Below are 20,701 nucleotides of genomic sequence, written 5' to 3'. Positions count from 1 at the left end.
TGCGGATGTGCTTTTTCGACCTTGAAATTTTTTGCCCTCACGGGCTGACTGTATTCAAAATCTGAGAAATGACTATGCTGCTGTCCTCGACGCGTAAGGACTGGCTGGGTAACGTCCGTGGTGACGTCCTTGCCGGTATTGTTGTCGCGCTCGCACTGATTCCTGAAGCGATCGCCTTTTCCATTATCGCTGGCGTAGATCCGCAGGTCGGACTCTATTCCGCATTTTGTATCCCCATCGTCATGGCCTTCTTTGGCGGCCGCCCGGCGATGATCTCCTCCTCAACCGGCGCGATGGCGCTGCTGATGGTCACGCTGGTTAAGGATCACGGCCTGCAGTACCTGCTCGCCGCCTCCGTGCTGACCGGCGTGTTACAGCTGCTCGCCGGATACCTGAAGCTTGGCAGCCTGATGCGCTACGTGTCCCGGTCGGTGGTTACCGGCTTCGTGAATGCGCTGGCGATCCTGATTTTTATGGCTCAGCTGCCGGAGCTTACAAACGTCACCTGGCATGTCTATGCGCTCACCGCTGCCGGTCTCGGGATCATTTATCTCTTCCCGTACCTGAATAAAACCATTCCCTCTCCCCTGGTCTGCATTATCGTGCTGACCGCCATTTCGATGTGGCTGCATCTGGACGTGCGCACCGTGGGTGACATGGGCAAGCTGCCGGACAGCCTGCCAGTGTTCCTGATTCCGGACATCCCGCTTAACTTTGAAACTCTGCTGACCATTTTGCCGTACTCGGCGGGGCTTGCCGTAGTAGGGTTGCTGGAGTCAATGATGACCGCCACTATCGTGGACGACATGACCGATACGTCGAGCGACAAGAATCGCGAGTGTAAGGCACAGGGCATTGCTAATATCTGCACTTCGTTCATTGGCGGGATGGCGGGCTGTGCAATGATTGGCCAGTCGGTAATTAACGTGAAGTCCGGCGGGCGGGGGCGGCTTTCCACACTTACGGCGGGCGTGGTGCTGTTGTTAATGGTGGTATTCCTTCGCGACTGGGTGTCGCAGATACCCATGGCGGCGCTGGTGGCGGTGATGATTATGGTTTCCATCGGCACCTTCTCATGGCGCTCGATTGCTAACCTGCGCACCCATCCGGTTTCAACCAGCGTCGTGATGCTGGCGACTGTCGCCATAGTGGTGGCAACCCACAACCTGGCATTTGGCGTATTGACCGGGGTGCTGATTGCGTCACTGAACTTTGCCACGAAGGTGGCCCGCTTTATGGCGGTCTCCTCTGAGCTGAAGGGCGATACACGCACCTATACCGTAACCGGCCAGGTCTTCTTTGCCTCGGCTGACCGGTTTACCAGCCACTTTGACTTCCGCGAGGCGCTGGAGCGCGTGGAGATCGACGTGACGCACGCCCATTTCTGGGACATTACGTCAGTCAGCGCGCTGGATCGTATCGTGATTAAGTTCCGCCGCGAAGGGACCGAAGTTGAAATCAGGGGGATGAACGACGCGACCCGCACAATCGTTGACCGCTTTGGGGTGCATGACAAACCCGAAGAAGTTGAAAAGCTGATGGGCGGCCATTAATTCACAGGAGACTTATCATGAATAACACTGTTATCGTCGTCCACGCGCCCGGTCTGTGAGTATGCGGTCTGGGCGGCCGGTAAACTGGACGTGCCGAAAACCTTTTCACCACCATCACGGGTCATGTTTGCCTATGACGGCAGCGAGGCGAGCCGGGAAAATCTGAATCGTGTGACAGTCAGCCCGTTGCTGAACTGACTGAACGGCCATCTGATTATGGTTAACAGCGAGGCGGCGGCGCTGCAGGAGGCACAGGTTATTCTGCATAAGGCCAGTATCGTCACGGAGGCCCGGCTGCTGAAGAGCGCCTCTGTCACCGGCGCGCTGCGCAGGTATGCGGATGAGAACGATATTGGCCTGACGGTGATGGGGGCTTACGGGCACTCCCGGCTACGCCGGTTCTTTATCGGCAGCCATACCCCGGAGATGCTGGCTGAAAGCCGTCAGCCGCTGCTGATGCTGCGGTAAGCCTTACGGGCCAGCGCTCGCAGGTCCTTTTTTATAAGCTGGCTCCGGAGCCTGCGGGCAGGCCCCGGAGCCGGCTTATTTGTGCGGCACCCTGGCTGAGCGTTGATGTATCAGCACGGCCATTATCTCGTTTTGGGTCAATACTGATGTCACGCATTGGACAGATCTGTTTTATAGCGCTTTAAGGGCTTGAGATGTGGCAGACGTTCACTTCTCGCTTTTAGCGGACGTTCCCGTGCAACTGTCCGCTCCTCGCTGAAAGCGGACATTGGCGTACGAGTTAGTCCGATCTGTGCCACAAGAGAAGATAATAATTTCTTTGCTTTATCCAATAAGTCCGACGTCTGCAGAAGGGTCTGCAGACATCAATCTGATTCAGTTAAAAGCTCACCCACGGATCGCTTGAAACTTTTTCTTTCACCTGAACAGACGGTATGGCCGGGGAGCGTATGTCTGTCACGACCGCACCAGTCTGCAACCTGAACCGGCTGGTAATCGCACTTAACGATTTAACCTGTTCCTCCAGTACACCCGTAGCAGCAGCAGAAGCCTGAACCAGCGTGGCGTTCTGTTGAGTCACACTGTCCATTTCGGTTACAGCCGTGCCGATCTGATTTATTCCCTTACTCTGTTCAGAAGACGCCGCTGCAATCTCTCCCAGCAGCGAGGTCACGCCGGTCACATCGCTGATAATTTTTTCTGTCGTCAGCGAAACCTGAGCTACTTTCTGCTCACCCAGACCAACGTTCAGATTGGATTCAGCAATTAACTTTTCAATTTCCCGCGCAGATTGTGTGCTGCGTTGTGCAAGTGTACGAACTTCGTTAGCAACCACCGCAAAACCGCGACCCTGGTCGCCTGCACGAGCTGCTTCCACCGCTGCGTTAAGTGCCAGAATGTTTGTCTGAAAGGCAATGCTGTTAATCACGGAAGTAATTTCACTGATGGCCATTGCGCTGGTTTTGATGTCTGCCATCGTGCGCACTACTTCCCGCATCGCCGCGCCGCATTCCGAAGCGGTTCCGGAAGCCGCAGATGCCGCGTCGCTGGCGACTGAGGCATTTCCGGCATTGAGTGAAACAGTAGACGAGAGCTCCTCCATGCTCGCCGCGGTCTCTTCGAGCGCTGCCGCCTGTTGCTCCGTGCGGCTGGAAAGACTGTGGTTGCCGTCGCTTATCTGCGTGGTAACGCGGGCCACTTCGCTTACGCCATTGACGATTTCACTGACCATCGTTTTCAGGCCAAGCTGCATATTTTCAAGCCCCTGCAGAAGCCTGCCCATTTCATCGTTGCGGAGATTGTGGAACTCCGATGTCAGATCGCCGGCACCAATGGCTGCCGTTACTTCGCCAGCACGACGCAGGGGCTTGATCAGCACATTTTTCAGTACCACCGCCACAATGACTGAAGCCAGGATAAAGAGTATGACCGACACACCAGCAGCAACATAAGCAATGTGCGTATCGGTATCGGCCTGTTGGGTGATGTTTACGGCTGACTGCTTATGTATGGCAATAACCTTGTCCAGCGGAACGCGGTAAGCCTCATCAAGTGCCACGATTTTTGTGCCGGCAAGCATCAGAAAAGCGGGTACATCCCTTTTCTGCAGCGCGGTGAAAAGGGCACCAACGCCTTGCTCAGTGTAATCGTTGTAGCGTGCGGCCAGCTCCCGTGACAGTTCCGCTTCGCCGGCCATTTTTGGTGCAGCCTGATAGGCCTGCATAAAGCGCAAGCCGCCATCATAGTAAAATCTGGCCTGGGCCAGCGCGGCATTAAACGCTTCTGGATTGCTACCGTCAGCATAAGGGACAGCGGCCAGCAGTGTGGTGCGAGCGGCACGTATCCAGTTAGTCGTGTCAGCGACGCCAAGGGTGGCAGAGACTTCATGGTTGAGATTTTTGAGAGACTCCGCGCTGCGATTCAGATAAATCACACTCAGCAATGAAGAAGCAAGAAAGACAAAAAACAGAAACAGTCCGGATAACGTCAGGATTGTGGTGAGACGTGTATTTTTCAGCATGGCTGTAAAGCCTCCAGGTAAGATGTATTACGATTATCGGCCTGGAGCAGCCAGAGATTACTCACCGTTATTAACCAAAGGCAGTGTAAAAATCGTGCACAAATTTAAGAAGGCAGACTTCAGTAAAAATAAAATGGCATTTTAAAATTATGATATTGAATCAGATGGTTTATTTATTTTTTAAGGATTTGAACATGCAGAATAACTTAAAATATAGTGGAAAATTACAATGTTAATTTGAGAGGGAATGATGGAATACCATCAAAAGGGTATCAGAATTTTGCCAGCCGGGATGCTTTTTGATTCAATTCTCTGCGACCTCCACTCTATTTCAGTTTTTGAAAAAGCCTTTGGGGCATGATCAACTGTTCAGGAATTACGTCCGTTTTCTTTCATTAAATACCTGACCCTGGTTGCATCATTAATCCTCTCCAGAACCTGCTGATATTGCCGCTTCAGCTGAGGGAATAGCGTGGCTACAGCTGTTTTACCGGTTTTAATCCCGGAGGGTAGGGCAACATGCAGTCTCAGGTTAAAACATTTTGCCGTTAAGGGTGCGGGCTAAACGCGGTCAGGGCTAAATGCTCGTCTGGAGGATGATATCAACACACTCAGCAGGCGATAATTCCGCGGTATCTAATTGCAGATGCTCTCTGCTCCACGGTTCATAAACACGATCCACAACGGCCTGCCAGTCAGGCACTTTTAAACCAGGAATATCTGAGATTCTGTTCTCTACACGGGCACGATGCTGTTCTGGATCCGAACAGAGGATTTCTATCTCCAGAAAGGGAACACCTGATGACAGTGCGATATCACGAAAACTATCGCGCACCAGGTTAAGGTCATTCACCGAGTCAGTGATAACAGTTGACCCCAGTCTGAGATTGTCCCGCGCAAGCTCATAAAGGATGAAGTAGCCTTCAGGACCAATATCCCTGAAAGCTGCTGAACTATTACGCAGAGCCTGTTCAACCGTGTCGACGCGTAAATATACCGCTTTCAATTTTTCAGATAACATTTTAGCGATAGTGCTTTTGCCGCAACCCGGAAGGCCACTAAAGATGTAGAACATAACGACTCCTGTTTTAACCTGCGCTCCGGTGGCAAAGCAGACACATTGATACATCAGTCTGCGCGAAATTATGCGAACCCGTGTCGGACGATCGCCGCCCTATGTCAGCAGCGGACAGTGTTTATTCTACTTCTGCCTGGCTATTCATCTGGCAGTGCTTCAAGGTCTGCGGAGATAATGGCCGGTAGGTTTTGAGTAATCTTTTCTACCGGCCAGTCCCACCAGGCCAGCTTTTCCAGCGTTGATATGACTTCATCGGTAAAACGCTGCCTGATCACTCTGGCCGGGTTGCCACCCACAATCGAATAGGCCGGGACATCCGACGTCACAACAGAACGAGACGAGATTATGGCGCCGTTACCGATTTTAACGCCTGGCATAATCAGCGCCTGATAACCCATCCATACATCATTACCAATCACCGTATCGCCTTTATAGGGCAGATCGCCGGACTGAGGCTGACCTGTTTCCCATCCGTTTCCGAAGATATAAAACGGAAAAGTGGAGAAACCCGCCATGTTATGGTTTGCCCCGTTCATGATGAACTGAACGCCTCTGGCTATCGCGCAGAATTTACCAATGATCAGTTTGTCACCAATAAAGGGGAAGTGATAAAGGACATTGCGCTCAAAGTTTTCTGAGTCTTCAGGATCATCATAATAAGTAAAATCCCCGATTATGATGTTGGGGTTTTTCACCGTATTTTTGATAAAACAAACCTGTGGGAAACCTTCCATTGGATGGGGATTGGCGGGATCCGGTCCGTACATATTCTCTCCTAAGCGCAACGTTAGTTCGTTTCAGTGTACACCATCAAGCCCGTCGTTCCTTTCGTGCAAGCCCGGTCTTCATTATCTGCTCATCGCGCGCCGGTCCCGGCAGTATTGCCCGCTCCAGTTTCCTCTTTCCGGGGTGGGCCCGGCAGAGATTCAGCTGATATACAAACGGCTGTTAATTCTCTTTGTGTGCAAAGAAATCTGATTCCTGTAAATTAAATTCTTCTGCATTCTGATAAAGAATTTTACATGCTGACCGGACTCAATCACCTCACCCTCGCAGTTAGCAACCTGGCCAGTAGCCTGGATTTTTATACGCAGACCCTTGGATTCATCCCCAAAGCGGCATGGGATCACGGCGCTTATCTTTCGCTGGGTGAACTCTGGCTCTGTCTCTCTGTGGATACCGTCTCTGCTGGAAATGATTACACACACTATGCATTCACTATTGCTGGTGAAGAATTTGATGCGTTCGTTGAGCGATTGAGAGCGGCGGGTGTGACAGAGTGGAAGCGCAATAAAAGCGAGGGGAACTCCTTCTACTTTCTGGACCCAGATGGCCACAGGCTTGAAATCCACGATGGCGATCTTGAGAGCCGTATCAGAGCCTGCCTTGCTCAGCCTTATCAGGGAATGACGTTCTTCTGATTGATTGACTCCCGGCCCGGCAGAGGAAATGATCGCTTAAGCGGGGCTATCACCCCATGCCCGGCGGTTTCCTGCCAGTCACGCACCCTGACAAGCACTCCTCATTTTCCAGCCACCACATTCACCTCTCCTTCACTCCCCCGTCACGGTTCTGTCATCTGATCCCCTCAAGCTAACACCATCCCGCAGCGTCTTTTCACTGCGTTCCCACTCTGTAACCCGTGAGGATTTCATCGTGATGGAGTTATCCAGACATCCGACCACTGTCTATCAGGCTGTTGCCGCACAACTGGAGCAGGCGCTGAAAGAGCGCTACCGCTGCGGCGACTATCTTCCTTCCGAGCAACAGCTGGCCGATCACTATGAGGTGAATCGCCACACGCTGCGTCGGGCGGTGGATGAGCTGGTGCACAAAGGGCTGCTGCAGCGCCGTCACGGCGTCGGCATCCTGGTTTTGATGCGCCCTTATGACTACCCGCTGCATGCCCAGGCGCGATTCAGCCAGAACCTGCTGGAGCAGGGCAGTCATCCCACCAGCGAACGGCTGCTGGCGGTGCTGCGTCCGGCCAGCAACGACGTTGCCAATGCGCTGGGCGTGAAAGAGGGCGACAACGTCATTCATCTGCGTACCCTGCGTCGCGCCAACGGCGTGCCGCTCTGCCTGATTAACCATTTCCTCGCCGACCTCAGCTGGTGGCCACAGCTTCAGCAATTTAACAGCGGATCGCTGCACGACTTCTTAGTGGAGCACACCGGCAAGCAGCTGGTGCGTACCCAGACCCGCATCAGCACCCGCCGGGCGCAGGCCAAAGAGTGTCGGCAGCTCGACATCGCGCTGCATTCGCCGCTGCTCTGTGTGCGGACCCTGAACAAAACCAGTGATGGCGCGGTGGCGGAATACTCCGTCAGCCTGACGCGCGGCGACATGATTGAACTGACTCTGGAGCACTAATGGAACAGCAAACGGATCGCCAGCGCTGGCTGTCGGTGCTGGCGCACAGCAGCGCCGCCTTGCTTGAGATGCACTGGCAGGCGCTTAACCTCCAGCCCGCCTTTACCCTGATCCGTCCGGCAGAGATCGGGCTGACGCGGTTGCAGGCGCGGATGGGGGCCACCGGCAAACGCTTTGTGATGGGCGATGCCACGGTGACGCGCGCGGTGGTGCAGCTCAGCGACGGCACTCTGGGTTACAGCTACCTGTTAGGGCGTGACAAAGCCCATGCCGAGCGCTGCGCCCTGCTGGATGCGCTGTTACAGCAGCCGGAAACCCGGCAACTGCTGGAAGAGAAGATTATTACCCCGCTGGCGGCGTGGCGCGATGAGCAGCGACAGCTGCGCGCCCGCGAGATCGCCAGCAGCAAAGTGGATTTCTTTACGCTGGTTCGCGGAGATAACTGATGACTTTACTGGCAAGTTTTAACCATCCGGTGGCGGATGCGCAGCGCGCGTTTCGCCGCATTCTGAAAGCGATGAGCGAACCGGGCGTGATGGTCTCGCTGCCGCTGCAACAGGGCTGGGGCGCACTGTCACCGGCGGCCACGGCGCTGCTGCTGACGCTGGTCGATCAGGAAAGCCCGGTCTGGCTGGATGCGGAAATTGACAACGAACAGCTGCGCAACAATCTGCGCTTCCATACCGGTGCGCCGATCACCACGCAGCAGGATGCGCCTTTTGCCCTGAGCCATGCGGCGGCGCAGCCCGACCCGACGCAGTTCGCGGCCGGTGACAACATGTCACCGGAAAAAAGCACCACGCTGATTATCGAAGTGCCGTCACTGAATGGCGGCCTGACTCTGCGCCTCTCCGGCCCTGGCCTGCGCGAAACCCGGGCCATCGCGCCACAGCTGCCCGAAAGCGTGCTGGAATATCTGCGCACCCGTCCGCATCCGTTTCCACAGGGCGTGGATCTGATCTTCACCTGTGGCGAAGCGATCATGGCCGTGCCGCGCACCACCGTTGTGGAGGTGTGCTGATGTATGTCGCGGTAAAAGGGGGCGAAAAAGCCATTGCGAACGCCCATCAGTTGCAGGCCGATCTGCGGCGCGGCGATCGGGCGGTAGCCGAGCTCGGCTGCGATCAGGTGGCGCAGCAGCTGGGACTGGCGGTGGATCGGGTGATGACCGAAGGCGGGATTTACGATCCTGAACTGGCGGCGCTGGCGATTAAGCAGGCCAGCGGCGATCTGGTCGAGGCGATCTTTCTGCTGCGCGCCTATCGCACCACGCTGCCACGCCTGGCGGAGAGCACGCCGCTGGCGACCGGTGCGATGCGCATCGAACGCCGCATCTCGGCGGTCTATAAAGATCTGCCGGGCGGCCAGGTATTGGGGCCAACTTACGACTACAGCCACCGTCTGCTCGACTTCACCCTGCTGGCCAATGGCGAAACGCCCGCCGCGCCGCGTGACGATCGTTCGGTGCCTGACCAGTGCCCGCATATGTTCAGTATGATGAGCGATGAAGGTCTGGCCGCCGCTGAGATGGATGACGGCAGTGAGCCTGTCGATATCACCCGCGAGCCAATGAGCTTTCCCGCCTCACGCGCCGCGCGCCTGCAACAGCTGGTGCGTGGCGACGAAGGCTTTCTGCTGGCGCTCGGCTACTCAACCCAGCGCGGCTATGGCCGCACCCATCCGTTTGCCGGCGAGATCCGCACCGGCACTCTCAGCGTCAGTATCTGTCCCGAAGAGCTGGGTTTTGAGCTGGAGATCGGTGAACTGCTACTGACGGAGTGTGAAATGGTCAACGGCGTTGCCCACAGCGACGACACGGCGCCGCACTTTACCCGGGGTTATGGGCTGGTGTTTGGCCGCGCCGAACGTAAAGCGATGGCGATGGCGCTGGTGGACAGGGCGCTGCAAAGCCGCGAACAGCATGAGCGTGTTACCAGCCCGGCGCAGGATGAGGAGTTTGTGCTGTCGCACGCCGACAACGTGGAAGCCGCAGGCTTTGTCTCGCATCTCAAGCTGCCGCATTACGTCGATTTCCAGGCGGAACTGGAACTGCTGAAACAGCTGCAGCACGATTATCAGGAGCGCAACCATGGCTGAACTCACCGGCTATAACAACGGCTATCTCGATGAGCAGACCAAACGCACCATCCGCCGCGCCATCCTGAAAGCGGTGGCGATCCCCGGCTATCAGGTGCCGTTCGCCGGACGTGAGATGCCGATGCCCTACGGCTGGGGCACCGGCGGCATCCAGATCACCGCCAGCGTGATTGGCGATCAGGATGTGCTGAAGGTGATCGATCAGGGCGCAGATGACACCACCAATGCGGTGTCGATCCGCCAGTTCTTTAAGCGGGTCAGCAATGCTGCCACCACCGAGCGCACCGCCGATGCCACCCTGATCCAGACCCGGCACCGCATCCCGGAAACGCCGCTGGAAGAGGATCAGATCCTGATTTTCCAGGTGCCGATTCCGGAGCCGCTGCGCTTTATCGAGCCGCGCGAAACCGAAACCCGCACCATGCATGCGCTGGAGGAGTACGGCATCATGCAGGTGAAGCTGTATGAAGATATCGCCCGCTACGGCCACATCGCGACGACTTACGCCTATCCGGTCCGGGTCAACGATCGCTATGTGATGGATCCATCGCCCATTCCCAAATTCGACAACCCGAAGATGCACATGATGCCCGCGCTGCAGCTGTTTGGTGCCGGGCGTGAAAAGCGCATCTACGCCTTGCCGCCTTACACCCGCGTGGAAAGCCTGGACTTCGACGATCACCCGTTCACCGTGCAGCAGTGGGATGAACCCTGCGCGCTGTGCGGCTCGCGCCACAGCTATCTTGATGAGGTGGTGATGGACGATCAGGGAACGCGGATGTTTGTCTGCTCCGACACCGACTTTTGCCATCAGCAGCAGGAACAGCAATATGCACAGTGAACAGCCGCTGCTTGCGGTGAACCAGCTCACCCACCTTTATGCGCCGGGCAAAGGGTTTGAGCAGGTCAGTTTTGATCTCTGGCCCGGCGAAGTGCTGGGCATTGTCGGCGAGTCCGGCTCCGGTAAAACCACGCTGCTGCAGAGCCTGTCGGCGCGTCTGACGCCGCAGCAGGGCAGCATCCTCTATCAGAATCGCGACCTCTATCAGATGAGTGAAAGCGATCGCCGTCGCCTGCTGCGCACCGAATGGGGCGTGGTGCATCAGCATCCCATGGACGGTCTGCGTTCGCAGGTCAGCGCAGGCGGCAATATCGGCGAACGGCTGATGGCGACCGGACAGCGCCACTATGGCGACATCCGCGCCGAGGCGAGCCGCTGGCTGCAGGCGGTGGAGATTGACGCCGGTCGCATCGACGATCTGCCCACCACCTTTTCCGGCGGTATGCAGCAGCGGCTGCAGATCGCCCGGAACCTGGTGACGCAGCCGCAGTTGATGTTTATGGATGAGCCGACCGGCGGGCTGGATGTGTCGGTGCAGGCGCGACTGCTGGATCTGCTGCGGACGCTGGTGCGCGAACTGAATCTGGCGGTGGTGATTGTCACCCACGATCTCGGCGTGGCGCGACTGCTGGCGCATCGCCTGCTGGTGATGAAGCAGGGGCGGGTGGTGGAGAGCGGTCTGACTGACCGCGTGCTGGACGATCCTCATCATCCTTACACTCAACTGCTGGTCTCTTCGGTGCTCAATTAAATGACAACTATCACTCCGCGTCTGCGGGTAGAGAATTTGTGTAAAACCTTTGTGCTGCATAACCAGAACGGCGCGGCGCTGCCGGTGCTGCACAACGCCAGCCTGACGGCAGGCGAGGGCGAATGCGTCGTGCTGCACGGTCACTCCGGCAGCGGTAAATCCACACTGCTGCGCGCGCTTTACGGCAACTATCAGCCCGACAGCGGCCATATCCGGGTCGCGCATCAGGGCGAGTGGATCGACATGGCGCAGGCGTCGGCGCGCCAGATTATCGCCCTGCGCCGCGACACGCTGGGCTGGGTCAGCCAGTTTCTGCGGGTGATCCCGCGCGTGCCGACGCTGGAGATTGTGATGCAGCCGCTGCTGGAGCGCGGCGTCGAGCGCGCCTTCTGTGAGGCGCGTGCCGCCGAACTGCTTACCCGGCTCAACGTGCCGCAGCGTCTCTGGTCGCTGGCCCCGTCCACTTTCTCTGGTGGAGAGCAGCAGCGCGTGAATATCGCCCGCGGCTTTATCGCCGACTATCCTGTGCTGCTGCTGGATGAACCCACCGCCTCGCTCGACAGTGTCAACAGCGAGGCGGTAGTGAGCTTAATTGAACAGGCGCGCGCCCGTGGTGCCGCCATCGTCGGTATTTTTCACGATCGGGCTGTACGTGAGCGGGTAGCTGACCGGCTGCACCTGATGCACCCGATCGAGACAGGAGCGCAGGCATGATCATCAATAACGTCAGACTGGTGCTGGAAAACGAAGTGGTGACCGGATCGCTGGAGTTTCGCGACGAGCGCATCAGCAGCTTCAGCGAAACCACCAGCCAGCAGCCGGGCGCGCTGGATGGCGAGGGCGCCTGGCTGATGCCGGGCCTGGTGGAGCTGCACACCGATAATCTCGATAAGTTTTTCACGCCGCGTCCGAAAGTGGACTGGCCGGCCCACTCGGCGATGAGCAGCCACGATGCGCTGATGGTTTCCAGCGGCATTACCACAGTGCTGGATGCGATTGGCGTCGGGGATGTGCGCGACGGCGGGCACCGGCTGGATAACCTCAGCAAGATGATCGACGCCATCCGCGACAGCAACCGCAAAGGACTGAACCGGGCCGAGCATCTGCTGCATCTGCGCTGTGAACTGCCGCATCCCACCACTGCGCCGCTGTTTGAAGCGCTGATGGGCACGCCGGAGCTGGCGCTGGTGTCACTGATGGACCATTCACCGGGCCAGCGTCAGTATGCGTCGCTGACGAAGTATCGCGAATATTATCAGGGCAAATATCAGCTCAACGACGCGGAAATGGATCAGTTCGAGCATGACCAGCTCACCCTGGCAGCAGCGTGGTCACAGCCCAATCGTCAGGCGATTGCCGGACTCTGCCGGGAACATGGCATCGCCATTGCCAGTCACGATGATGCCACCGCAGCGCACGTTGAAGAGTCTCACGCCGCGGGCAGCCGCATTGCGGAGTTTCCGACCACGCTGGAGGCGGCACGCGCCTCGCGTTATCGCAATATGCAGGTGCTGATGGGCGCGCCTAACATCGTGCGCGGCGGCTCGCACTCCGGCAACGTCGCCGCCTGGGAGCTGGCGTCACACGGCCTGCTGAATATTCTCTCTTCCGATTACTACCCGGCGAGCCTGCTGGATGCGGCGTTCCGGCTGGCAGATGATGAGCGCAACAGCCTCGGCATGGCGCAGGCGATTGCACTGGTCACCTGTAACCCGGCGCGCGCCTTAGGGCTCGAAGATCGCGGGGTGATCGCCGAAGGCTGCCGCGCCGATCTGGTGCTGGCGCACACCGCACACGGCTACCCGCACGTGCGGCACGTCTGGAGCAAAGGCCGGCAGGTGTACTGATGGCGCGGCTGATCTGGCTCACCGGTCCTTCGGGTTCGGGTAAAGACAGCCTGCTGGACGCGCTGCGGGCAGCACCCCCGCCACGGCTGCTGATCGCCCATCGCTACATTACCCGCGCCGCCGATGCGGGCGGTGAAAACCATGTGGCGCTCACCGAGGCGGAGTTTGCCCGTCGCGCCGCGCTGGGACTGTTCGCGGTGAGCTGGCAGGCGCACGGTTTCAGCTATGGCATTGGCTGTGAGACGGAACAGTGGCTGCTGCGCGGGCAAAATGTGGTGGTGAATGGTTCGCGGCTGCATCTGGCGCAGGCGCAGGCCCGTTTCGGCTCGCAGCTGCTGCCGGTCTGTCTGCAGGTCACGCCCGCCGTGCTGGCCACGCGGCTGCGCCAGCGCGGACGGGAAGATGAGGCGGAGATCGCCCGGCGGCTGGCGCGCGCCGCACAGCCGCAGCCCGATGGCTGCCTTATCCTCAACAACGACGGCGCGCTGGCGGATACCGTGTGCCTGCTGCGTCAGATACTGGAGGCGCATCAATGAAACTCTCTTATCCTGGCACCGGCGGAGACAGTCCGGCATCGACATCCGCCACCGAAGGCGCATCAATGAAACTCACTTTTCTGGGTACTGGCGGGGTCACTGCCGCACCGCTGCCGGGCTGCGCCTGTCGCGCCTGTCAGCGGGCGCAGCTTAACAGCGGCTACGCGCGTGCGCCCTGCAGCGCGTTGATTGAGTTTGGCCGCGAGCGCATCCTGCTGGATGCCGGCCTGCCGCTGCTGGCGTCGCGCTTCCCGCCCGGCACGCTGACGCGCATTCTGCTGACCCACTACCACATGGATCATGTGCAGGGGCTGTTTGCGCTGCGCTGGGGAATGGGCGCGCCTATTCCGGTCTGGGGGCCACCCGATCCGCGAGGCTGTGACGATCTCTACAAACACCCTGGCCTGCTCGATTTCCGTCCCGCCTTAACGCCGTTTGTGGCGCACGCCTTTGGAGAACTGCAGGTCACACCGCTGCCGTTGCAACACTCGAAGCTGACGCATGGCTATCTGTTCGACTGGCACGGCACCCGGCTCGCCTGGCTGTGTGACACCTGCGGTCTGCCGCCTGACACCGCCGACTTCCTGCGCGGCCAGCCACTGGATCAACTGGTGATTGACTGCAACGATCCGCCGCAAGCAGAACCGCGTAACCATAATGATGTGACCCAGGCGCTGGCGATAGCAGAGATGCTCCAGCCGCGTCAGACCTGGCTCACCCATCTCAGTCATGAGATGGATAACTGGTTAGCTGAGAACCCGTTACCGGACGGCGTGCTGGCTGCCCGTGACGGCCAGACATTGCTGTGCGGCGCGCACTGGCCTGTCACGGTTTGATCATCTGACTGTCATCTCGTGTTCATCGCGTCACGCCTTAATAACCCGCAGAACGCAATCAGCGATGACGGAGAACACCATGGCACAGGCACTTCTGAAAACGGTGGTCGACAACGACCTGCCACCGGCCAGCCTTAGCGGACAAAAAGTGTTGTCGGTGCAGAAACTGAGCAAAGCCTACGGCGACACTCAGGTGCTGGATCAGGTCAGTTTCGACCTGCACGCCGGTGAGCTGATGGCGGTGATTGGCCGCTCTGGGGCGGGTAAATCGACCCTGCTGCACATGCTCAACGGCACGATCGAGGCGACTTCCGGCGCGATTATCAGTCTGCATCATGGCGAAGCGGATCGTAACGTGGTTACGCTCAACAGCCGCCAGCTGCGCGAATGGCGCAGCCAGTGCGGCATGATCTTTCAGGATTTCTGTCTGGTGCCACGCCTCGACGTGCTGACCAACGTGCTGCTGGGCCGCCTGAGCCAGACCGGCACGCTGAAATCCTTCTTTAAAATCTTCTCCGACAACGACCGGGCGCACGCCATCGAACTGCTGCAGTGGATGAACATGCTGCCGCAGGCGCTGCAGCGGGCGGAAAACCTCTCTGGCGGGCAGATGCAGCGTGTGGCGATCTGCCGCGCCCTGATGCAGAACCCCAAAATCCTGCTGGCCGATGAGCCGGTGGCGTCGCTCGATCCCAAAAATACCAAACGCATCATGGATGTGCTGCGTCAGGTCAGCGAGCAGGGCATCAGCGTGATGGTCAACCTGCACTCGATTGAGCTGGTGAAAAGCTACTGCACCCGGGTGATTGGCATTCAGCGCGGCGTGGTGCTGTTTGACGGCCATCCTTCAGGACTGACCGACAGCCTGCTGCACCAGTTGTACGGCGATGAACTTAACCAAATCCATTAACTTCCACAGCAAGAGAACAACCCCGAATGAAACTGACTTCTTTAGCACTCCTGACCAGTGTAATGGCGTTTGGTGTCAGCGCAGCGGATGCGCCGAAACAGCTTAATCTGGGGATTCTGGGCGGTCAGAACGCCACCCAGCAGATTGGCGATAATCAGTGTGTGAAGACCTTCTTTGATAAAGAGCTGGGTGTGGATACCCAGATGCGCAACGCCTCCGACTACTCTGGCGTGATTCAGGGTCTGCTGGGTGGCAAGATCGATATGGTGCTGAGCATGTCGCCAGCCTCGTTTGCGTCGGTCTACATTCAGGACCCGAAAGCGGTGGATGTGGTTGGCATTGTGGTGGATGACAAAGATCAGTCACGCGGCTACCACTCGGTGGTGATCGTCAAAGCGGACAGCCCGTACAAAAAGCTGGAAGACCTGAAAGGGAAATCTTTCGGTATGGCCGATCCCGACTCAACGTCCGGCTTCCTGATGCCGAACCAGGCGTTTAAGAAGATGTTCGGCGGCTCAGTGGATAACAAATATAACAACACCTTCTCCAGCGTCACCTTCTCCGGCGGCCATGAGCAGGACATTCTGGGCGTGCTGAACAACCAGTTTGATGGCGCAGTGACCTGGACCTCACTGGTCGGTGACTACAACAGCGGCTATACCTCTGGCGCGTTTGGCCGTCTGATCCGCATGGACCATCCTGATCTGATGAAGCAGATCCGCATTATCTGGCAGTCACCGCTGATCCCCAACGGTCCGGTGCTGGTCAGCAACAAGCTGCCCGCTGACTTTAAAGCGAAAGTGGTGTCGGCAATTAAAAAGCTGGATAAGGAAGATCACGCCTGCTTCGTGAAAGCGGTGGGCGGCGAGCAGCATATCGGTCAGGCGACGGTTGCCGATTATCAGAACATCATCGATATGAAGCGCGACCTGATGAAAGGCAGCCGCGGCTAAATCCAGCTACTCCTTATCTTCTCCGCTCAGGCGGGGAAAGCGGGGCGCGGCAAACTTGCCTGCGTCCCGCTGCTTTAGCGCCGGAGATCCCCTTTGACCGAATTCGAACACTACTACCAACGCATCCGTCGCCAGCAGAAACGAGACACGCTGCTCTGGTCACTGCTGCTGGTGGCACTCTACCTGGCGGCGGGCAGGGTGGCAGAATTTAATCTGCTCACCGTCTGGCAGTCGCTGCCGCACTTCTTTGACTACCTGCACGAAATCCTGCCAGTGCTGCATCTGCCGCTGCTGTTTGCCGACGGCAAGACCGAAGGCTCGCTGGCATACTGGGGCTACCGTCTGCCGATCCAGCTGCCGCTGATCTGGGAAACACTGCAACTGGCGCTGGCTTCGACGCTGGTGGCGGTGGCACTGGCCGCGATGCTGGCCTTTTTCGCCGCCGACAACACTCAGACGCCGGTCAGCGTGCGGATGACGATTCGCGCCTTTGTCGCCTTCCTGCGCACCATGCCGGAGCTGGCGTGGGCGGTGATGTTTGTGATGGCGTTTGGCATCGGGGCGATCCCCGGTTTTCTGGCGCTGGCGCTGCACACCGTGGGCAGCCTGACCAAGCTGTTTTACGAGGCGATTGAGTCGGCGTCAGATAAGCCGGTGCGCGGCCTGGCCGCCTGCGGAGCCAGCAAGCTGCAGCGGATGCGCTTCGCTTTCTGGCCACAGGTTAAGCCGGTCTTTCTCTCCTACAGCTTTATGCGACTGGAAATTAACTTCCGCTCCTCAACCATCCTTGGGCTGGTCGGCGCAGGCGGCATCGGCCAGGAGCTGATGACCAACATCAAACTGGACCGCTACGATCAGGTCAGTATTACGCTGCTGCTGATCCTGATTGTGGTGTCGCTGCTGGATACGCTCTCCGGCCAGCTTCGTCGCCGTGTGACAGGAGACAGGACATGATAAGCACCGTTCCCGATATCGCGTTAATGAAGCAGCAGCATCGTGAACTCTTCGCCGCACAGCCGCGCTATCTGCGTCGCCTGGCGCTGATGACACTGGCGGTGCTGCTCTATTACCTCTTTTTCTTTTCGGTATTTGGTCTGGAGTGGTCGCGTTTGCTGATGGGCTGTCAGCAGCTGGGGCGTTATTTCCTGCGGATGTTTGTCTGGCACGATTTCGTGAACTGGCCGTTTGGCTACTATCTGTCGCAGGTCGGTATCACCTTAGGGATTGTCTTTGCCGGCACGCTGACTGCCTCGCTGCTGGCGCTGCCGCTGTCGTTTCTGGCGGCGCGCAACGTGATGCACAGCCGAACCGCGAAACCGATGGCGTTTCTGATGCGCCGTCTGTTTGACGTGTTGCGCGGCATCGACATGGCGATCTGGGGGCTGATCTTCGTCCGGGCGGTCGGCATGGGGCCGCTGGCCGGGGTGCTGGCGATTATCCTGCAGGATGTCGGTCTGCTCGGCAAACTCTACGCCGAAGGGCACGAAGCAGTGGAGCGTTCACCGGGTCGCGGACTGGGCGCAGTTGGCGCCAACAGCCTGCAGAAACACCGCTTCGGCATCTTCACCCAGTCATTCCCGCAGTTTCTGGCGCTGAGCCTTTACCAGATAGAGTCCAATACCCGCTCAGCGGCGGTGCTGGGCTTTGTCGGCGCCGGGGGCGTCGGTCTGGTTTACGCTGAGAATATGCGCCTGTGGAACTGGGATGTGGTGATGTTCCTGACGCTGATTCTGGTGGTGGTAGTGATGGTGATGGATGTGATCTCCAGCCGCCTGCGCAAGCGCTACATCAGTGGGAAGCCGGTGCCGTTGTGGCAGCCTGCTGCGCGCGATTAAGCCTTTCGCTGCGCTGCCAGGCCCGCTGTAACGCCTGCACCAGCTGTGCCTGCTGCCAGGGCTTCGCCAGCCGTTCGCACAGCGGCAGCGTCACCGGCTGGTGGCGCAGGTCCTGACCGCTGATGAGCAGCGTCGCCAGCTGCGGCCAGTTCTGCTGCGCCTGGCGGATCACCTCCGCGCCGTTAATCTCGCCGGGCAGCATCAGGTCGCTGATCAGCAGGTCGATATCGGGGGTCTGGCGCAGCAGCGCCAGCGCCTCTTCACCGTCTCCGCATTCCAGCGTCAGATAACCCAGCTGATGCAGATGCTCACAGAGTGTCTGGCGCACCGCCGGTTCATCATCCAGCACCAGCACCAGCCGGTTACTGGCCGCCTCAATCTCCGCCGATATGTCCGCCTCAATGGGCGATGGCGGGGCGATCACTGCGGCGGCGGCTTCCGGCGCACGCGGCAACAGCAGACGCACCGTGGTGCCCTGGCCTGGCGCGGTTTCCAGTTCAATCTGGCCGCCTGACTGCCGTACAAAACCATAAACCATCGACAGGCCCAGCCCGCTGCCGCTGCCGGTAGCCTTGGTAGTGAAAAAAGGCTCAAACACCTGCTCACGAACCCCGGCCGACATGCCGCAGCCGTGGTCTATCACCTCGATTGTGACCCTGTCACGCTTTTCATTGCCCTCCAGACGACGCTGATTCCAGATGCGCAGCCGGATTTCGCCGCTTTGCTGATACATCGCATCGCGGGCATTTACCACCAGATTCATCAGCGCATTCTCCAGCTGGCTGGCATCAATCCAGGCGGGCCAGCCGGGACGCTGCGCATCAATAATCAGCTGCTGGCCGGGCAGCAGCGAGTGCTGCAGCAGCCCCTGCAGGTTATCCACCAGCGTCACCACCGACACCGCACGGGGATAGAGAGCCTGCTTGCGTGAGAACGCCAGCAGCCGCTGGGTCAGCTGTGCAGCGCGGTCGGCCGCCTGCCGCGCCCGCTCAATCCGGCTGGCCAGCGGGCCGGGCGTTAGCTGGCCTTCGGTCAGCGCCAGACTACCGATAATCACCGCCAGCAGATTGTTGAAGTCGTGCGCCAGTCCGCCGGTCAGCTGGCCGACCGCCTTCATCTTCTGGCTGTGCTGCAGCGCCTCCTCCAGCGTTTTACGCGAGGTCCGGTCCAGCACGGTATTGACCATGCCGCGCCGCGGGATTGGGCTGAAGCGCAGCTCAAGCGTGCGACCATCGTCCAGCCGGATCTCCTGCGGCTCACCGGGATCGTGCAGATCCACCGCCAGCGGCGCCAGCAGTTGCTGCCAGGGAACGCCGCGATGCAGTTCATGCGGCGCGATGCCGAGCAGCTCCGCATACTGGGCGTTCCACACCACCAGCTGCCCGTTGTTATCAAACAGCGCAAAGCCGTCGCGCATCGCCAGAAAGGTGGATTCCAGCTGGTTGCTCTTCTCTTTCAGCAGTCGTGAGGTGTGAGCCAGAGAGGCGGTATTACGGGCAAAGACGTTAAAGGCCCGCGCCAGCTCGCCCAGCTCGTCGCGGCGTTGCAGCCCTGGCACGCCGACGTTCTGCTCACCCTGCGCCAGCCGCGTCATGGCCCCGGCAATCGCCGTCAGGCTCGACCCGAGATTGCGGTAGATGTAGATACCGGCATAGCCGGTGATCGCCAGCGCCAGTAGCGCAAACAGCGCGATAAAGCCGATGATGGAATCCAGCTCACGGTGGGTCGCCAGGGTGCGCGCCTCGCTTTGCAGCGCGACCTGCTGCACCGAGGCGCTGATATCTTCATTCAGCATCGCTACCAGCGCTTTAATCCGGTAGGTGGCATAGGCGATCGCCAGGTCGCTCTGTTCCAGCGCCTCTGCCAGCGGCAGGAGGCGCTGCTGGGTGGCCAGCAGTCGCTGCACGTTTTCGCCGGTCACGCCCGTCAGCGGCACGTTGCGCCACTGCGCCATCACCTGCTGGAGCTGTTCGATGACGGCGATGGGCGAGGGTGTGCGGATCGCGATGGTGATCAGCCGTTCGGTTTGCTCCCGCAGCGCGGCATCCGGCAACGTCCGCTGTTCCCGCTGCACCAGCTGGTCGATGTGGCTGAGCAGAATCTGCGTCTGCCACAGGTCGCTCAGCATGTTGTTGCGCTGCAGATGACGCTGGTGGCCGGTCAGCAGCAGGCTGTTAATCGTCTGTTCCAGCATCAGGCTGCGGGCGCGGATCCGGGCGATGCGCTCCGGCTGACGCGCCGCCAGCGGCGCACTGGCCAGCAGGCTCAGCGACTGCTGCAACGCCTGCTGATTCTGCTGCAGCCGCTGTGATTCGCTCTGATACTCCAGCGCGCCCACCACCTGTGACAGTCGCACTGCCGCTGTCGCCACGTTGGCGGTATCCCGCGCCAGCGCCAGGCTGCCGTTCATGTCGGCCAGGGTCTGTGCCTGCGCCTGCTCCTGAATCGCCCCGGCATGACGAAAGCCGAAGATCGCCACCACGCTGACCATCAGCGTGACCGACACCACCAGCAGATTGAACAGCAACAGGCGGCCACGCGCCCCGGCCTGCCACGGATAAGTGCGCTGCATCCCACGACCTCTTAATCACTGCAACGATGGG

General features: G+C 59.0%; 21 protein-coding genes. 17 read left to right on the top strand and 4 right to left on the bottom strand.

The features are described from left to right. Nucleotides 1–74: 74 nt before the first annotated feature. Nucleotides 75–1,553, top strand: a complete 1,479-nt coding sequence (locus tag FOV68_RS03910) for a SulP family inorganic anion transporter (RefSeq protein WP_143990466.1) — start codon at nt 75–77, stop codon at nt 1,551–1,553. 216 nt (nt 1,554–1,769) lie between these two features. Further along, nucleotides 1,770–2,021, top strand: coding sequence for a universal stress protein (locus tag FOV68_RS03905; protein WP_239101922.1), 252 nt, complete (start codon nt 1,770–1,772; stop codon nt 2,019–2,021). Nucleotides 2,022–2,400: 379 nt separating this feature from the next. Here FOV68_RS03905 and FOV68_RS03900 read toward each other — a convergent pair whose 3' ends face one another. The 3 genes from FOV68_RS03900 to FOV68_RS03890 all read right to left on the bottom strand — a co-directional run bounded on the left by FOV68_RS03900 (nt 2,401) and on the right by FOV68_RS03890 (nt 5,886). Then, a complete protein-coding gene (locus FOV68_RS03900; protein ID WP_143990351.1) occupies nt 2,401–4,041 on the bottom strand; it encodes a methyl-accepting chemotaxis protein in 1,641 nt (546 codons plus the stop codon). Nucleotides 4,042–4,618: 577 nt separating this feature from the next. Beyond that, nucleotides 4,619–5,116: an AAA family ATPase gene (locus tag FOV68_RS03895; RefSeq protein WP_115764748.1), complete on the bottom strand. Its 498-nt coding sequence runs from the start codon at nt 5,114–5,116 to the stop codon at nt 4,619–4,621. Between the two features lie 140 nt (nt 5,117–5,256). Next, on the bottom strand, nt 5,257–5,886 hold the full coding sequence (locus FOV68_RS03890) for a Vat family streptogramin A O-acetyltransferase (protein ID WP_143990350.1): 630 nt from the start codon (nt 5,884–5,886) through the stop codon (nt 5,257–5,259). 255 nt (nt 5,887–6,141) lie between these two features. Here FOV68_RS03890 and fos point away from each other — a divergent pair, with 255 nt between their 5' ends. From fos to phnE (FOV68_RS03815), 15 genes are all read left to right on the top strand, one after another. Further along, nucleotides 6,142–6,540 (top strand): fosfomycin resistance glutathione transferase, encoded by a 399-nt coding sequence (gene fos / locus FOV68_RS03885; protein ID WP_143789093.1) that lies wholly within the window; start codon nt 6,142–6,144, stop codon nt 6,538–6,540. A 238-nt stretch (nt 6,541–6,778) separates the two neighbouring features. Further along, entirely contained in the window at nt 6,779–7,492 is a 714-nt protein-coding gene (phnF, locus tag FOV68_RS03880) for a phosphonate metabolism transcriptional regulator PhnF (protein WP_010247805.1), read from the top strand. Continuing rightward, nucleotides 7,492–7,938, top strand: a complete 447-nt coding sequence (gene phnG / locus FOV68_RS03875; protein WP_143990349.1) for a phosphonate C-P lyase system protein PhnG — start codon at nt 7,492–7,494, stop codon at nt 7,936–7,938. The genes phnF and phnG overlap by 1 nt, the downstream gene beginning before the upstream one ends. Further along, entirely contained in the window at nt 7,938–8,513 is a 576-nt protein-coding gene (gene phnH / locus FOV68_RS03870; protein ID WP_010247799.1) for a phosphonate C-P lyase system protein PhnH, read from the top strand. The genes phnG and phnH overlap by 1 nt, the downstream gene beginning before the upstream one ends. Continuing rightward, nucleotides 8,513–9,589, top strand: coding sequence for a carbon-phosphorus lyase complex subunit PhnI (locus FOV68_RS03865; protein ID WP_039388839.1), 1,077 nt, complete (start codon nt 8,513–8,515; stop codon nt 9,587–9,589). The genes phnH and FOV68_RS03865 overlap by 1 nt, the downstream gene beginning before the upstream one ends. After that, nucleotides 9,582–10,430 (top strand): alpha-D-ribose 1-methylphosphonate 5-phosphate C-P-lyase PhnJ, encoded by an 849-nt coding sequence (locus FOV68_RS03860; protein ID WP_031591075.1) that lies wholly within the window; start codon nt 9,582–9,584, stop codon nt 10,428–10,430. Before FOV68_RS03865 ends, FOV68_RS03860 begins: the two co-directional genes overlap by 8 nt. Continuing rightward, entirely contained in the window at nt 10,420–11,181 is a 762-nt protein-coding gene (phnK, locus tag FOV68_RS03855) for a phosphonate C-P lyase system protein PhnK (RefSeq protein ID WP_013358336.1), read from the top strand. Before FOV68_RS03860 ends, phnK begins: the two co-directional genes overlap by 11 nt. Beyond that, the gene (gene phnL, locus FOV68_RS03850) at nt 11,182–11,895 is read left to right on the top strand and encodes a phosphonate C-P lyase system protein PhnL (protein ID WP_022624938.1); all 714 of its coding nucleotides are present in this window, start codon (nt 11,182–11,184) and stop codon (nt 11,893–11,895) included. Continuing rightward, on the top strand, nt 11,892–13,028 hold the full coding sequence (phnM, locus tag FOV68_RS03845) for an alpha-D-ribose 1-methylphosphonate 5-triphosphate diphosphatase (protein WP_010670886.1): 1,137 nt from the start codon (nt 11,892–11,894) through the stop codon (nt 13,026–13,028). Before phnL ends, phnM begins: the two co-directional genes overlap by 4 nt. Then, complete coding sequence (phnN, locus tag FOV68_RS03840; protein WP_031591074.1) at nt 13,028–13,564, top strand: ribose 1,5-bisphosphokinase; 537 nt, start codon at nt 13,028–13,030, stop codon at nt 13,562–13,564. Before phnM ends, phnN begins: the two co-directional genes overlap by 1 nt. A 65-nt stretch (nt 13,565–13,629) precedes the next feature. Next, nucleotides 13,630–14,400 (top strand): phosphonate metabolism protein PhnP, encoded by a 771-nt coding sequence (gene phnP / locus FOV68_RS03835; protein WP_031591073.1) that lies wholly within the window; start codon nt 13,630–13,632, stop codon nt 14,398–14,400. A gap of 79 nt (nt 14,401–14,479) precedes the next feature. Next, complete coding sequence (phnC, locus tag FOV68_RS03830) at nt 14,480–15,310, top strand: phosphonate ABC transporter ATP-binding protein (protein WP_143990348.1); 831 nt, start codon at nt 14,480–14,482, stop codon at nt 15,308–15,310. Nucleotides 15,311–15,336: 26 nt separating this feature from the next. Further along, nucleotides 15,337–16,263, top strand: a complete 927-nt coding sequence (phnD, locus tag FOV68_RS03825; RefSeq protein ID WP_143789090.1) for a phosphonate ABC transporter substrate-binding protein — start codon at nt 15,337–15,339, stop codon at nt 16,261–16,263. A 93-nt stretch (nt 16,264–16,356) separates the two neighbouring features. Further along, on the top strand, nt 16,357–17,217 hold the full coding sequence (gene phnE, locus FOV68_RS03820; RefSeq protein ID WP_064703644.1) for a phosphonate ABC transporter, permease protein PhnE: 861 nt from the start codon (nt 16,357–16,359) through the stop codon (nt 17,215–17,217). Continuing rightward, nucleotides 17,214–18,098 carry a phosphonate ABC transporter, permease protein PhnE gene (phnE, locus tag FOV68_RS03815; protein WP_143789089.1) on the top strand — a complete coding sequence of 295 codons (885 nt, stop codon included), beginning with the start codon at nt 17,214–17,216 and terminating at the stop codon, nt 18,096–18,098. The genes phnE (FOV68_RS03820) and phnE (FOV68_RS03815) overlap by 4 nt, the downstream gene beginning before the upstream one ends. On the opposite strand, the gene FOV68_RS03810 is transcribed toward phnE (FOV68_RS03815), so the two are convergent. Then, nucleotides 18,052–20,670: an ATP-binding protein gene (locus tag FOV68_RS03810; RefSeq protein ID WP_143990347.1), complete on the bottom strand. Its 2,619-nt coding sequence runs from the start codon at nt 20,668–20,670 to the stop codon at nt 18,052–18,054. The genes phnE (FOV68_RS03815) and FOV68_RS03810 overlap by 47 nt on opposite strands. Nucleotides 20,671–20,701: the final 31 nt, after the last annotated feature.

The sequence above is a fragment of the Pantoea sp. paga genome (assembly GCF_007558755.1).
In the GTDB taxonomy this organism is placed as follows: domain Bacteria; phylum Pseudomonadota; class Gammaproteobacteria; order Enterobacterales; family Enterobacteriaceae; genus Pantoea; species Pantoea agglomerans.
This window is presented reverse-complemented; position numbering and strand designations above follow the sequence as displayed.